The organism is uncultured Methylibium sp. (assembly GCF_902826655.1).
Classification (GTDB): domain Bacteria; phylum Pseudomonadota; class Gammaproteobacteria; order Burkholderiales; family Burkholderiaceae_C; genus Methylibium.
The window spans coordinates 41,003-56,554 of the sequence record NZ_CADEFR010000010.1 but is presented as its reverse complement, the minus strand read 5'-3'; the positions used below and the strand labels follow the sequence as shown (position 1 = coordinate 56,554).

The window sequence follows — 15,552 nt, the reverse complement described above, 5'->3', positions numbered from 1 at the left end:
GTGATCGCGCGCGGCGCAGGCGCGAGAGCGGCCTGGCGAGATCGACACGACTTTTTTCACGCGACACGCCGGTGTCGCGACCGGCGCCGCGCGACGAGGCGGCGACGACGTGCCGGGGATCGATCGCCGATCCGCTGCGATGTGCGTCGGCCGCCGCCTCGAAGGCCGTCCGGATGCGCGCCTACAACATGCGGTGGCTACCCATTTAGGGGGGCGAAACGTGCATCGGCCGCAAATAATAGAGGTCTGACGCATGCGCGTGCGCCGCCCTTCATGACACTGACGGTGAATGGCGGCACCATGCAAAGCAAGGAGGGCGTGCCGATCCGGAAGCTGCCGCGATCGGGTCGCTGGCACCCCACGGTGCGACAGCCCGCACTCCTCACCGCCGAACCCTGCCGACCTTCATCCAGAGTCCCATGACGACCCCTTGGCGCTGCGTACTCATCGGTTCCGAGTCCTTGCTGATCCAGTGCGCCGAGCTGCTGGAGCAGGCCGGCCACCAGGTCGTGGCCGTCGTCACCGCACGGCCGGCGATCCGGCGCTGGGCCGGTGAGCGCGGCATCCGCGTGCTGCGCGATGCCGCGGGGCTGGTCGCGGCCCGCGACCTTCAGCCGCTCGACTACGTCTTCAGCGTCACCAACCTGTCGGTGCTGCCGGACGCGGTGATCGCGCTGCCGACCCGCGCCGCGATCAATTTCCACGACGGCCCGCTGCCCGACTACGCCGGCCTCAACACGCCGGTCTGGGCCCTGCTGGGCGGAGAGCGCCAGCACGGCATCACCTGGCACCTGATGACCGCCGAGGTCGACCGCGGCGACATCCTGGCGCAGCGGCGCTTCGACATCGCCGACGGCGAGACCGCGCTGACGCTCAATACCAAGTGCTACGAGGCCGCGATCGAGGGCTTCGAGGAGCTGATCGCGGGCCTGGGTCGCGGCGACCTGACCGGGCAGCCGCAGCCTGGTGCCCCCACGCACTACTACGGCCGCAAGGACCGCCCGGCGGCCGCCTGCGCCCTGCCGTGGGACCAGCCGGCCGATCGCGTCGCCACGCTGGTGCGCGCGCTCGACTTCGGCAACTACGCCAACCCGATCGGTGCGCCGAAGACCTCGCTGGGCGGCCAGCCGATCCTGGTGACCGCGCTGCAGGTGCAGGACACGCGCTCGGGCGCGGCGCCCGGCCGCATCGTGGCGGTCGACGGCAGCGGCGTGACGGTCGCGACGCAGGACCAGGACGTGCTGCTGCAGCGCTTCGACGCGCTCGACGGCAAGCCGCTGTCGCCCGCCGAGGCGGCATCGCGCTTCGGCCTGCACGCCGGCGGTGCCTTCGATGTGCTCGATGCCGCCCAGATCGCCGGACTGAGCGAGCTCAACGCCGCCGTTTGTGCGCACGAGGGCTACTGGCTGCGCCGTCTCGAGACGCAGGAGACGGTGGAGCTGCCCACCATCGACCGCAGCGCACCGCCTGCGCCGGCGAACTATCTGTCGCTCGATGCGGCACCGCCGTCGGCGCCCGGCGTTGCGGGACCCGATCGCACGACGGCGCTGGTCGCCGGTCTGGCGGGGCTGCTGGCCCGGCTCGGCGACAAGGACGGTTTCGACCTGGGCTACGCCGATCCGGCGCTGCGCGCGCGGGTCGGTCGGTGGTCCGCGTGGTTCGCACCGCAGGTGCCGCTGCGCGTGACGATCGACTTCGCCCTGCCCTTCGAGGCGCTGTGCGACGCCGTGCGTGCCGAGCAGGCGGAGATCCGCCGCCGCGGCAGCTTCGCGACCGACCTCGTGGCCCGCGTGCCCGAGCTGCGCACCGCCGCTGCCGTGCGCGACCCGCGCGTGCTGCCGGTGGCCGCCGTCGTGGTCGATCGCCTGGACGACGCGACGGCGCAGCCGGGCAGCGAGCTGACGGTCGCCTTCGCGTCCAACGGCGGCGCCAGCCGCTGGCTGTTCGACGCCAGCAGGCTGTCGCGCGGGCATGTCGCGGCGCTGCAGGAGCAGTTCGCGCAGTTCGTCGCCGCCGCGGATGCCGACCCGAAGCGCCCGCTCGCCGAACTGCCGCTGCTCGGCACCGCGGCCTTGCACCAGGTGCTGGTCGAGTGGAACGACACGACCGCGCCGGTTCGCACCGACGCCTGCGTGCACCGCCTGGTCGAGGAGCAGGCCGCGCGCACGCCCGAGCGCACGGCGGTCACCTGCGAAGGCCGCTCGCTCGGCTATGCCGAGCTGAACGCCCGCGCCAACCAGCTCGCGCGCCGCCTCGCGGCGATGGGCGTCGGCCCCGACGTGCTGGTCGGCCTGATGTGCGAGCGCTCGGTCGAGCTGATGGTGGGCCTGCTGGCGATCCAGAAGGCCGGCGGCGCCTACGTGCCGCTCGACCCGACCTATCCGCGCGACCGCATCGCCTACATGGTCGAGGACGCCAAGGTCCCGGTCCTGCTGACGCTGGAGCGCCTGCGCGGCGACCTGCCGAAGCATCGCGCCAAGGTCCTGTGCCTGGACAGCGACTGGCCGTCCATCGCCTCCGAGTCGGCCGAGCCCTTCGACGGCGGCGCCGAGCCGCGGCACCTGGCCTATGTGATCTACACCTCGGGTTCGACCGGCAAGCCCAAGGGCGTGATGGTCGAGCACCGCAACGTCGTCAACTTCTTCGGCGGCATGGACCGGCATCTCGGCAGCGACGCGGCCGGGACCTGGCTGGCCGTCACCAGCCTCAGCTTCGACATCTCGGTGCTCGAGCTCTGCTGGACGCTGACCCGCGGCTTCCATGTCGTGATGTCCTCGGACGAGGACCGTTCGACGGCCGGCCCGGCGCGCGGCCCGGCGGCGCACCGGCCGCTGGACTTCAGCCTGTTCTACTTCTCGGCCGACGAGGCCGAGGCCCCGGACGGCGAGCAGCGCAACAAGTACAAGCTGCTGCTCGAAGGCGCGAAGTACGGCGACCAGCACGGCTTCGCTGCCGTGTGGACACCCGAGCGCCACTTCCATGCCTTCGGCGGCCTGTACCCGAACCCGGCCGTGACCGGCGCCGCCATCGCGGCCGTCACCGAGCGCGTGCAGATCCGTGCCGGCAGCGTCGTGCTGCCGCTGCACCACCCGCTGCGCGTGGCCGAAGAATGGTCGGTCGTGGACAACATCTCCGGCGGCCGGGTCGGCATCTCCTTCGCGTCGGGCTGGCAGCCCAACGACTTCGTCCTCAAGCCCGAGAACTACGCCGACAACAAGAACGTGATGCTGCGCAACATCGAGGTGGTGCGCCGCCTCTGGCGCGGCGAGACGCTGCCTTTCGACGGCCCGCTCGGCAAGCCGGTCGAGACGCACATCCTGCCGCGGCCGGTGCAGAAGGAACTGCCCTACTGGGTCACCTCGGCCGGCAATCCCGAGACCTTCGCCGCGGCCGGTCGCATCGGCGCCAACGTGCTGACCCACCTGCTGGGCCAGACCGTCGAGGAGCTCAAGGACAAGCTCGCCGCCTACCGCGCCGCGCGCAAGGAAGCCGGCCACGAGGGTGAGGGCTATGTCTCGCTGATGCTGCACAGCTTCGTCGGCCCGGACCCGGCGGCCGTGCGCGCCAAGGTGAAGCAGCCGCTGATCGAGTACCTGCGCACCTCGCTCAACCTCGTCAAGCAGTACGCGTGGTCGTTCCCGGCCTTCAAGAACCGCGACGCGATGGGCGGCATCGACCTGCAGACGCTGTCCAGGGAGGAAATGGACGCGCTGCTCGAGCATTCCTTCGAGCGCTACTACGAGACCTCGGGCCTGTTCGGCACGCCGGAAAGCTGTCTCGCGATGGTCGATGCGATCAAGGCCATCGGCGTCGACGACGTCGCCTGCCTGATCGACTTCGGCGTCGACTCGGACAGCGTGCTCGAGCACCTGCCCTACCTGAACGAGCTGCGCCGCCTGTCCTTGCCGCCGCGCACGGCCTCGCACGAGCACACGCTGCCGCAGTTGCTGCAGCGCCATGCCGTCACCCACCTGCAGTGCACCCCGTCGATGGCGCGCATGCTGCTGATGGACGACGCGGCCAGGCCCGGCCTGGCGAAGCTGCAGCGCATGATGGTCGGCGGCGAGGCGCTGCCGGCGTCGCTGGCGCGCGAACTGACCGGGCTGATGTCCGGCGGCAAGCTGATGAACATGTACGGCCCGACCGAGACCACGATCTGGTCGGCCGTGCACACGCTCGACACCGTCGAGGCCACCGTGCCGCTGGGCCGGCCGCTGGCCAACCAGGCGATCTACATCCTCGACCGCCGCCAGCAGCCGCTCCCGGTGGGCGTGCCGGGCGAACTGGTGATCGGCGGGGCCGGCGTCGTGCGCGGCTACCTGCACCGCGCCGAACTGACGGCCGAGCGCTTCGTGCCGCATCCCTTCCAGGGCGCGGCGGGCGGGCGTGTCTACCGCACCGGCGACCTGGCGCGGCTGCGCGCCGACGGCACGGTCGAGTTCCTCGGCCGCCTGGACCACCAGGTCAAGGTGCGCGGCTACCGCATCGAGCTCGGCGAGATCGAGTCGGCGCTGCTCGGCCACGAGGCCGTGCGCGAGGCGGTGGTCGTGGCCCGCGAGGACGTGCCCGGCGACACGCGGCTGGTCGCCTACCTGGTGGCCGCCGGCGAGGCGCCCGGGGCGTCGGCGCTGCGCGAGCACCTGCGCGAGCACCTGCCCGACTTCATGCTGCCGGCGCACTTCGTCGTGCTGCCCGCCCTGCCGCAGACGCCCAACGGCAAGATCGACCGCAAGGCGCTGCCCGCGCCCGACGTCGCGCGCGCGCCCGTGGCCGAAGTGGCCTACAGCGCGCCTGCCGGCGACCTCGAGGAGACCATCGCCTCGATCTGGAAGGACGTCCTCAAGCTGCCCCAGGTCGGCACGCGCGACAACTTCTTCGATCTCGGCGGTCACTCGCTGCTGGCCGTGCAGACCCACCGGCGCCTCAAGGAGGCGTTGCAGCGCGAGCTGTCGATCACCGACATCTTCCGCTTCCCGACGATCCAGAGCCTGAGCCAGTACCTCGGCGGCGAAGGCGAGGAGGACGCTGCGGCGCAGGCGGGCAAGGCGCGGGCCCAGGGCCGTCGCGCGGCGATGCAGCGGCGCCAGGCCGGGCGTCCGGCGGTGACCTCGGGCCAGGACGCCTGAGCCCGCTTCCAGGAAGAACTCGAGGACTTGCGCGTTGACTGATACGAACGACAGTGACATCGCCATCGTCGGGATGGCGATCCGGGTGCCCGATGCGAACGATGCCGACCAGTACTGGGCGAACCTGAAGGCCGGGCACGAGTCCGTCCGGACCTACACCGACGAGGAACTGCTGGCCAAGGGCGTGTCGCGCTCGACGCTGGCCGACCCGCACTACGTGAAGGCCGGCATCCCGCTGCAGGACCTGGACCAGTTCGATCCCGAGTTCTTCGGCTTCTCGCCCAAGGAAGCCGGCATCCTCGATCCCCAGCACCGCCACTTCTACGAGGTCTGCTGGGAGGCGCTCGAACGCGCCGGCCACACGCCCGAGAGCTTCGACGGCTCGATCGGCCTGTTCGCCGGTTGCGGCATGGGGGCCTACTTCACCTTCAACCTGCTGACCAACCCGGACCTGATCGACAACGTCGGGCTCTTCCTGCTGCGCCACACCGGCAACGACAAGGACTTCCTCGCGACGCGTGTCTCCTACGCCTTCAACCTGCAAGGCCCGAGCGTCAACGTGCAGACCGCCTGCTCGACCTCGCTGGTGGCCACGCACATGGCGGTGCAGAGCCTGCTGTCCGGCGAGTGCGACATGGCGCTGGCCGGTGGCGTGACGATCGAGTTCCCGCACGGCGTCGGCTACCACTACAAGGAAGGCGAGGTGCTGTCGCCCGACGGCCACTGCCGCACCTTCGACCACCGCTCCAAGGGCACGGTGTTCGGCAGCGGCGCCGGCGTCGTCGTGCTGCGGCGGCTGGCCGACGCGCTGCGCGACGGCGACCACGTCCACGCGGTCATCAAGGGCAGCGCGGTCAACAACGACGGCTCGCGCAAGGTCGGCTACCTCGCGCCCAGCGTCGACGGCCAGGCCGCGTGCGTCGCCGAGGCGCTGGCGGTCGCGGACATCGACGCCGACTCGCTGAGCTACATCGAGTGCCACGGCACGGCCACGCCGGTCGGCGACCCGATCGAGATCGCGGCGCTGACCCAGGCCTTCCGCACCTCGAGCGACCGCGTCGGCTTCTGCAAGGTCGGCTCGGTCAAGACCAACATCGGCCACCTCGACACCGCGGCCGGCGTGGCCAGCCTGATCAAGGCCTCGCTCGCGCTCGAGAACCGCCAGATCCCGCCCTCGCTGAACTTCGAGGCGCCCAATCCGCGCATCGGCTTCGAGGGCAGCCCCTTCGTGGTCGCGAACCAGCTCGCCGACTGGCAGCGCGGCGACGGGCCGCGGCGCGCCGGCGTCAACTCGCTGGGCGTCGGCGGCACCAACGCCTTCGTCGTGCTGCAGGAGGCGCCTGCCGCGCCGGCGGCCAAGGCCGACGGCTCGGCCCAGCTGCTGCTGCTGTCGGCCCGCAACCGCAAGTCGCTCGACGAATACGGCAGGCGCCTGGCCGGCTGGCTGCGCGCGCATCCCCAGGCCGAGCTGGCCGACGTGGCCTGGACCCTCAAGGTGGGGCGTCGCGGCTTCGAGCACAAGCGCGTGCTGGCGGCGGCCAACGCGGCCGAGGCGATCGCGCTGCTGGAAGAGGGCGACGCTCGCCGCGTCTTCACTCACACGCAGGAGCTCGAGCGGCCGCGGCTGGCCTTCATGTTCCCCGGCGGCGGCGCGCAGTACGTGCAGATGGGCCGCGGCCTGTACGAGCGCGAGCCGGTGTTCCGCGAGTGGGTCGACAAGGGCCTCGCGATCCTGAAGAACCGCTTCGGCGCCGACCTGGCCCCGGTGCTGCTGCCGGCCGGCGAGCCGGCACCGGACCTGGTCGACCGGATCGGCCGGCCGTCGGCCCAGCTGCCGCTGACCTTCCTGGTCGAGGTCGCGCTGACCAAGCTCTGGGAGCACTACGGCGTCAAGCCCGAGGTCGTGATCGGCCACAGCATGGGCGAGAACACGGCGGCCTTCGTCGCCGGCGTCTTCTCGTTCGAGGATGCGCTGGGCCTGCTGCTGCTGCGCGGCCAGCTGGTCGAGCAGACGGCGCCCGGCGGCATGGTCAGCGTGCCGATGCCTGCGGCCGAGCTGCGGCCGCTGCTCGGCGACGCGCTCGACCTGGCCTCGGCCAACAGCCCGCAGCTGTCGGTGGCCTCCGGTCCGCCGGAGGCGCTGGACGCGCTGGCCGAGCGGCTCAAGGCCGATGGCGTCGACACCCAGCGCGTCAAGGTCCTGGTGGCCGGCCATTCGCGGCTGCTCGATGTGATCCTGCCGCGCTTTCGCGCCTACCTGCAGGGCATCCAGCTCCACGAGCCCAAGCTGCGGATCGTCTCCAACCACACCGGCAAGTGGCTGGAGCCGGCCCAGGCGCGCGACCCCGAGTACTGGGTCCAGCACTTCCGCCACGCGATCCTGTTCGCCGACGGCGTGGACACGCTGCTCGAGTCCGACGACCTGGTGTTCCTCGAGGTCGGGCCGGGCAACATGCTGGGCTCCTTCGTGCGGCAGAACACGCGGGCACCGGGGCAGCGCGTGCTCTCGTCGATGCGCCACCCGCAGGATGCGACGCCGGACGACGTCTACTTCCGCACCGTGATGGGCCGGCTGTGGGCGCTGGGCATCGACTTCGACACCCAGCGCCTGTGGGGCAAGGGCCGCCGGCGCCTGCCGCTGCCGACCTACGCCTTCCAGCACGCGCGCTACTGGATCGACCCGGGCGCCGGCAGCAGCCCGGCCCAGGCCGACACGCAACGGCCGCTGAAGCAGCCCGAGCTGCGCGACTGGTTCCGCAAGCCGCGCTGGGTGCAGCAGGGCATCCTCGACAGTTCCGAGGACGCGCACACCTGGCTCGCCTTCGTCGGGCGCGACGCGCTCGGGCAGGGTCTGCTGGCGCGTCTGCGCGAGGCCGGACACCGCGTCATCGCCGTGCTGCCGGGCGACACCTTCGCCCCGGTCGACGATTCGACCTACACGCTGGCGGCCGAGGCCGGCGGCGCGGGCTACCCCGAACTCCTCGAGGCCCTGGCCGAGCGTCAGATCGTGCCCGACCGCGTGCTGCACACCTGGCTCGTCACGCTGGACCGCGCGTTCCGGCCGGGCTCGACCTTCCTGCATCGCAACCAGGAGCACGGCTTCTATTCGCTGTTCCACCTGGCGCGCGCCCTCGGCAAGGCCGGCCTCACCGACCAGCGCCTGCACCTCACGGTGCTGGCCAACGGCGCCCAGCGCGTCGGCGACGAGGCCCTGCCGTTCCCCGACAAGGCGACGGCGCTCGGCCCCTGCGCGGTCATTCCGCGCGAGTTCCCCAACCTCAGCTGCGCCTTCGTCGACATCGACATCGGCACCGCGTCGGGCAACGGCCGCCGCGCGCCGCCGGCCGATGCCGACGTGGCCCGCGTGCTGGGCGATGTCGGCGGCGAGCTGTTCGCCGAGCCCGGCACGCGCGTCATCGCGTGGCGCGGCGGCGTGCGCTGGCAGCGCCACCTGGCGCCGGCGCGACCGTCGCCGGCCGCGTCGAAGCCGCGGCTGCGCCAGGGCGGCACCTACCTGATCACCGGCGGCCTGGGCGGCATCGGCGGCCTGATCGCGGAGTGGCTGGCCCGCGAGCAGAAGGCCAGGCTGGTGCTGATCGGCCGCACCCCGCTGCCGCAACGCAGCGACTGGGACGACTGGCTGGCGCGCCACAAGGCGGACGACTCGATCGCCCGCGCCATCGTCAAGGTGCGCGAGCTCGAGGGCCTGGGTGCGACGGTGCTGCCGCTGTCCGCCGACGTGGCGGTGGCCGACAGCATGGCCGAGGCCGTGGCCCAGGCGCGCAGCGCCTTCGGCACGGTCCACGGCGTCTTCCACGCCGCCGGCGTGATCCGCGACGGCCTGATCCCGATGAAGAGCGCGCGCGACATCGAGGACGTGTTCTCGGCCAAGGTCTACGGCAGCCTGATCCTCGACGAGATCTTCCGCGACTCGGCCCTGGACTTCATGCTGCTGTTCTCGTCGACCAGCACCTACATCGCGCCGGCCGGCCAGGTCGACTACGTCGGTGCCAGCGCCTTCGTCAACGCCTTCGCCGAGTCCTGTCGCGGCCAGCGCCGCTACCCGGTCACCGCGGTGGCCTGGGGCATCTGGAAGGACGTCGGCATGGTCGGTCGCCTGGGCGCCGAGCCCGAGCCGGCGCCCGCCGACGCCGGCATCGCGCTGGCCGAGGCGCTGCCGGTCGCGAGCCCGCACTTCGACCGGCGCTACGTCTCGCGCGACGGCCTGGCGCAGCGCCACCTGCTGACCGGCACGCTGTCGGCGCAGCGCGACTGGGTCATCGACGAGCACCGGCTCGGCAGCGGCGAAGCGCTGCTGCCCGGCACCGGCTACCTGGAGCTGATCCGCGCTGCGCTTACCGAGATCGGCAGCACCGGCGCCTGGCAGCTGAGCAACCTCGTGTTCGAGTCGCCGCTGTTCGTGGCCGACGGCGCCGACCGGAACTTCCGCCTCGGCCTGCGCGGCGACGAGCAGCGCTGGGACGTCGAACTGCTGGCCGCCCAGGGCGACGGCTTCGAACGCTGCGCCAGCGCGCGCATCCTGCCGCTGCAGGGCCGTGCGCCGGCGCCGCTGACGCTGTCGGCCATCGAAGCCCGCTGCACGGTCGCGACCACCACTGCCGCCGGATCGAGCAGCCTGCGCACGCGCCAGGAGGCGCACCTGCGCTTCGGGCCGCGCTGGCGCGTGCTCAAGCGCCTGCAACTCGGCGAGCGCGAGGCGCTGGCGCGCCTGCAGCTGCCGGCCGATTTCGAGTCCGACCTCGCGACGCACGGCCTGCACCCTGGCGTGCTCGACATCGCCACCGGCTGTGCGATGGACCTGATCCCGGGCTATGCCGGCCAGGACGTCGCGCAGAACCTGTGGGCGCCGATCTCCTACCGCGGCCTGCGCTTCCACGCGCCGATCGAGGCGGAGGTCTACAGCTGGATCCGCCTGGCCGGCGAAGGCTCGTCGGTGCGCAGCGACTTCGCCGCCTTCGACGTGAGCCTCGTCGATGCGCAGGGGCGCGTGCTGGTCGAGGTCGAACAGCTGACCCTGCGGCGCCTCGACGGGCCCTGGCACGCACCGCGCGCCGGGACGGCACCGGCCGCGACCGACGCCGCCGGCGAGGTCGCCGCAGCGCGTACCAAGCCGCTGTCGCCGGGCGAGCAGGCACTGCACCACAACGTCAGCCAGGGCATCGCGCCGGCCGAAGGCCTGCAGGCGCTGGCGCAGCTGCTGGACGGCGACATGCCGGCCGAGCTGATCGTCAGCTCGATGCGCATCGACGACCTGATCGCGCAGGCCGAGGGCCTGAGCCGCGCTGCCGCCGGCGGATCGGACGCCGCGCGCTTCTCGCGGCCCGAACTCGACAGCGACTTCGAGCCGCCGCGCGATGCCGTCGAGAAGACGCTGGCCGAGCTGTGGGGCAAGCTGCTCGGCGTCGAGGGCGTCGGCATCCGCGACAGCTTCTTCGACCTGGGCGGGCACTCGCTGATCGCGGTGCGGCTGTTCAACGAGGTCGGCGACAAGTTCAAGGTCGACCTGCCGATGTCGGTGCTGATGCAGTCGCCGACCATCGAAGGCCTGGCGACGCTGGTGCGCGGCGGGCCCTACGACGCAGCGACGGCCGGCAGCGATGCCGCGCCGGCGGCCGCGGGTGCGAACGGCGCGAACGGTCACGCGGCGCCGGCAGCGCTGCGCTACCGCCACGTCGTGCCGATGCATGCCGGGCCGGTGGCCGGCCGCACGCCGCTGTTCGTCGTGGCGGGCATGTTCGGCAATGTGCTCAACCTCAGTCACCTGGCGCACCTGCTGGGCGAGGAGCGGCCCTTCTATGCGCTGCAGGCGCGCGGCCTGTACGGCGACGCCGCCCCGCACGAGAGCTTCGAGGAGGCGGCAGCCGACTACCTCGCCGAGGTCGTGCAGGTGCAGCCGCAGGGGCCGTACCTGCTGGGCGGCTTCTCGGGCGGCGGCCTGATCGCCTACGAGATGGCGCGCCAGCTGATCGCCCGCGGCGAGCAGGTGCAGGCCGTGCTGATGCTGGACACGCCGGCGCGCGAGATCCCGCGCTTCAGCGTCGGCGACAAGCTGTCGATGCTGACGCAGAGTGCGCGGCGCGAGGGACTGGGTTTCGTGCGGCAGAAGATCGTCGACCGCATCGAGTGGGAACAGGAGAAGCGCCGTCGCCGGGCCGAGCCCGCCGCGGCCGCCGACAACCAGGCGGCGAACTTCCAGTCCAAGCGCATCGGCGACGCCTTCATCCGCGGCCTCGTCCGCTACAAGGTGCAGCCGGCGCCGGTGCGCGTGGCGGTGTTCCGGCCCAAGCTCGACGTGAAGTTCCGCCTCAGCGGCGGGCGGCAGGTGGATTCGTACCGCAACTACGTCCGCGAGGACAACTTCTGGACGCCCTATGCCGAACGGCTGCAGGTGTTCGAGGTTCCCGGCAACCACGACAACATGGTCCTGGAGCCGAACGTGCGGGTGCTGGTGTCCTCGCTGCGGCGGGTCATCGACGGTCTCGGTAAGGAGTGAGGGCCATGCCTGACATCAAGTCGCTGTACGAGCTGGGAGAGATGCCGCCGCTGGGCGAGGTGCCGCGGCAGATGTACGCCAGCGTCATCCGCAGCGAACGCTACGGCCAGCCGAAGGACGCCTTCAAGGTCGAGGTGATCGACGTGCCGAAGCCCGGTCCCGGCCAGGTGCTGGTGTGGGTGATGGCCGCCGGCATCAACTACAACAACGTGTGGGCGGCGCTCGGCCAGCCGGTCGACGTGATCGCCAGCCGGCGCAAGCGCGACGCCGCGGAGCCGGCCTTCCACATCGGCGGTTCGGACGCATCGGGCGTCGTCTGGGCCGTCGGCCCGGGCGCGCGGGCGCGTGTCGGCGACGAGGTCGTGCTGTCCTGCGCGATGTGGGACGAGAACGCGCCCGACATCAAGGCCGGTGCCGACCCGATCACCTCGACCAGCGCCAAGATCTGGGGCTACGAGGAGAACTGGGGCTCGTTCGCGCAGTTCACGCTGGTCGACGACTACCAGTGCCATCCCAAGCCGAAGCAGCTGTCGTGGGAGGCCGCGGCCGCCTACATGCTGGTCGGTGCGACCGCCTACCGCCAGCTGATGGGCTGGGAGCCGCACACGGTGAAGCCGGGCGACCCGGTGCTGATCTGGGGCGGCTCGGGGGGACTGGGCTCGATGGCGATCCAGATCGTCAAGGCCAAGGGCGGCATCCCGGTCGCGGTGGTGTCCTCGAAGGAGCGCATCGAGCACTGCCTGCGCCTCGGCGCCCACGGCGTGATCGACCGCACCGACCCGGCCTTCACGCACTGGGGCCGCCTGCCCGACACGGCGGACGCCGAAAGCTACGCGCTGTGGATGCAGGGAGCCAATGCCTTTCGCAAGAAGTGGTCCGAGGTCCTGGGCTCGCGCCAGGGGCCGCGCATCGTGCTCGAGCACCCGGGCGAGTCGACCATCCCGACCTCGATCCTGGTGTGCGACAACGCCGGCATGGTCGTGATCTGCGCCGGCACCACCGGCTACAACGCCGACGTCGACCTGCGCTACCTGTGGATGCGCCAGAAGCGCCTGCAGGGCTCCCACTTCGCGAACACCGAGCAGTGCCGTGCGCTCAACGACATGGTCATCGCGGGCCAGGTCGACCCGGCGCTGGCGCGCGTGTTCGCCTTCGACCAGGTCGGCACCGCCCACCAGCTGCTGCACCAGAACACGCACCCGCCGGGCAACCTGGCGATCCGCGTGAACGCGCCCGACTGACGCGGGGCCGGCCGGACCATGAACGCGAGCGAGGATCGCCGCATCGTCATCTCCATCGTCGCCTACAAGGGCGCCGACCTGACGATCGACTGCCTGCGCTCGATCGAGCCCGAGCTGGCGTCGGTGCCCGGCTCGCGCGTGATCGTCGTCGACAACGCCTCGCCGGACGGTGCGGCCGACCGGGTCGCGCAGGCGATCGCCGACCACGGCTGGGGGGCCTGGGCCACGCTGCTGCGCGCTCCCGGCAACCTGGGCTTCGCCGCCGGCAACAACATTGCGATCCGCGCGATGCTGGCCGACGCGCAGCCGGCCGGCTACCTGCTGCTGCTGAACCCCGATACGCTGGTGCGCCCCGGTGCCTTGCGCACGCTGGTGGATTTCGTCGCGGCCCGGCCTGAAGTCGGCATGGCTGGCGGCCGCAGCGAGGATCCGGATGCGCGGCCGCAGGTCTGCTGCTTTCGTTTTCCCAACGCGATCAACGAGGTGCTCGGTCACCTGGGCATCGGCCTGCTGGACCGCCTGTTCGCGCGCCACCTGACGCGGCTGGGCATTCCCGAGCAGCCGCTCCAGGTCGACTGGGTCTCCGGCGCCTTCGTGCTGTTCCGCCGCGCGGTGGTCGAGCAGATCGGCCCGATGGACGAGGGCTATTTCCTCTACTTCGAGGAAACCGACTACCTGAAGCGCGCGCAGCAGGCGGGTTGGGAATGCTGGCACGTGCCGGCCGCCCGGGTCGTGCATCTGGTGGGCCAGACCAGCGGCGTCACGGTGCGCAACCAGGCACCCCGGCGCCTGCCGGCCTACTGGTTCGAGTCGCGCCGGCGCTACTTCGTGCGACACCACGGCCGCCTCTACGCGGCGCTGACCGACCTGCTGGTCATCGTCGGCTTCCCGCTCGGGCGCCTGCGACACTGGCTGGCGCGCAAGGCGCGGCCGACGCCGCCGCATTTCCTGGGTGACCTGATCCGCCACAGCGCGCTGTTCCGGCGCGAACCTGCGGAGCGGCCGCTGCGGCGGGCCGAGGCCTGACGACGATGGCCGGTCCGGCGCCCGTGCTGGTGGTGATCGTCAATTACCGGACCGGGGGTCTGGTGGTGAAGAGCCTGCGCTCGCTGGCGGTCGAGGTCCGCGACTGCCCGGGCACCCAGGTGCTGGTGGTCGACAACTGTTCGGACGACGACTCGGCCGACGTGATCGCCGCCGCGATCGCGGCCGAGGGCTGGTCCGGCTGGGCCCGCCTGCACCGGGCACCGGTCAACGGCGGCTTCTCCTACGGCAACAACTGCGGCATCCGGCCGGCCATGGCGAGCGGGTCGCCTCCGCACGCCTTCTGGCTGCTCAACCCGGACACCGAAGTGCGGCCGGGCGCGCTGCGCGTGCTGGTCGACTTCCTCGACGCCCATCCGCGGGCCGGCATTGCCGGCAGCAGCTTCGAGGAGGCCGACGGCAAGCTCTGGCCACACGCCTTCCGCTTCCCGTCGATCTGGAGCGAACTGGCCAGCGGCCTGCGCCTGGGCTTCGTCGGCGCGCTGCTGAAGAAGCACACGGTCCTGATGCGCATGGGAGACGACGTCGAGCGCGTCGACTGGCTGCCGGGCTCCAGCATGCTGGTGCGTGCGGACGTGTTCCGCCAGGTGGGGCTGATGGACGAGGGCTACTTCCTCTACTTCGAGGAGACCGACTTCTGCCTGCGCGCCGCGCAGGCCGGCTGGGAGTGCTGGTACGTGCCCCAGAGCCGCGTCATGCACATCGCCGGCCAGAGCACCGGCGTGACCGGGGAGCAGGCGATGCAGAACCGCCGGCCCGACTACTGGTTCGAGTCGCGCCGCCGCTACTGGATCAAGCACCACGGCTGGCCCTACGCGGCGGCGACCGATCTGGTCTGGATGGCGGCCTTCGTCGTGTGGCGGATCCGCGCCGCGATCCAGCGCAAGCCCGCGGCGTCGCCACCCCACTACCTGCGGGACTTCCTGCGCCATTCCGCACTCTTTCACACGACGATGCCTAGCAATGCACGTTTGCAGGGCATCGGCTGAGCCCTTGATCAAGGGGGCCGGCCCCGGACGGACACCGCACAAAGTTAGGATCACCGGATGGCACATGAAGACCTGAATCGGGAAGAAGAGATCGAGGGCTCCTCGGATCGCAGCTTCGGCATCGTGTTCGCGGTGGTGTTCGCGATCATCGGCTGCTGGCCACTGCTGAGCGGCCGCGGTGTGCGGGTCTGGGCGCTGGCCGTGGGGGCGGCGTTCCTGGTGATCGCCTTCACCCGGCCGTCGCTGCTGTCGGGCCTGAACCGCTGGTGGCTGAAGCTGGGGCTGCTGCTCGGCAAGATCGTCAGCCCGATCGCCCTGGGCCTGCTGTTCTACGGCGTGCTGACGCCGATCGGCGGTCTGATGCGGCTGGTGGGCCAGGATCCGCTGCGCCTGAAGTTCGACCGGGCCGCGGCGTCCTACTGGATCGACCGCGATCCGCCCGGCCCGCCGCCCGGGTCCATGACCAATCAGTTCTAGGGAGTCGCCATGTCGCTGATCAAGGAACTCTGGGCCTTCCTGCGTGCGCGCAAGAAGTTCTGGCTCTGGCCCATCTTCATCATGATGGCGCTGCTGGGTGCGCTGATCGTGCTGGCCAAGGGCTCGGCCGTGGCGCCGTTCATCTACACGCTGTTCTGACC

At 71.5% G+C, this 15,552-nt stretch carries 7 protein-coding genes; all 7 read left to right on the top strand.

The window, feature by feature from the left end; translation table 11 throughout:
- The first annotated feature begins 419 nt into the window (after window positions 1-419).
- From QZV97_RS06760 to QZV97_RS06730, 7 genes are read left to right on the top strand one after another with little or no spacing between them, the layout of a single operon-like run.
- The gene (locus tag QZV97_RS06760) at window positions 420-5,126 is read left to right on the top strand and encodes a MupA/Atu3671 family FMN-dependent luciferase-like monooxygenase (RefSeq protein ID WP_295640446.1); all 4,707 of its coding nucleotides are present in this window, start codon (window positions 420-422) and stop codon (window positions 5,124-5,126) included.
- 34 nt (window positions 5,127-5,160) lie between these two features.
- The gene (locus QZV97_RS06755) at window positions 5,161-11,640 is read left to right on the top strand and encodes a type I polyketide synthase (protein ID WP_295640444.1); all 6,480 of its coding nucleotides are present in this window, start codon (window positions 5,161-5,163) and stop codon (window positions 11,638-11,640) included.
- Between the two features lie 5 nt (window positions 11,641-11,645).
- Window positions 11,646-12,881, top strand: coding sequence for a crotonyl-CoA carboxylase/reductase (ccrA, locus tag QZV97_RS06750; RefSeq protein WP_295640442.1), 1,236 nt, complete (start codon window positions 11,646-11,648; stop codon window positions 12,879-12,881).
- Between the two features lie 18 nt (window positions 12,882-12,899).
- Window positions 12,900-13,907 (top strand): glycosyltransferase family 2 protein, encoded by a 1,008-nt coding sequence (locus QZV97_RS06745; RefSeq protein ID WP_295640440.1) that lies wholly within the window; start codon window positions 12,900-12,902, stop codon window positions 13,905-13,907.
- 5 nt (window positions 13,908-13,912) lie between these two features.
- The gene (locus tag QZV97_RS06740; RefSeq protein WP_295640438.1) at window positions 13,913-14,914 is read left to right on the top strand and encodes a glycosyltransferase family 2 protein; all 1,002 of its coding nucleotides are present in this window, start codon (window positions 13,913-13,915) and stop codon (window positions 14,912-14,914) included.
- Between the two features lie 57 nt (window positions 14,915-14,971).
- Entirely contained in the window at window positions 14,972-15,391 is a 420-nt protein-coding gene (locus tag QZV97_RS06735) for an SxtJ family membrane protein (RefSeq protein ID WP_295640436.1), read from the top strand.
- 9 nt (window positions 15,392-15,400) lie between these two features.
- A complete protein-coding gene (locus QZV97_RS06730) occupies window positions 15,401-15,550 on the top strand; it encodes a DUF5989 family protein (RefSeq protein WP_295640433.1) in 150 nt (49 codons plus the stop codon).
- Window positions 15,551-15,552: the final 2 nt, after the last annotated feature.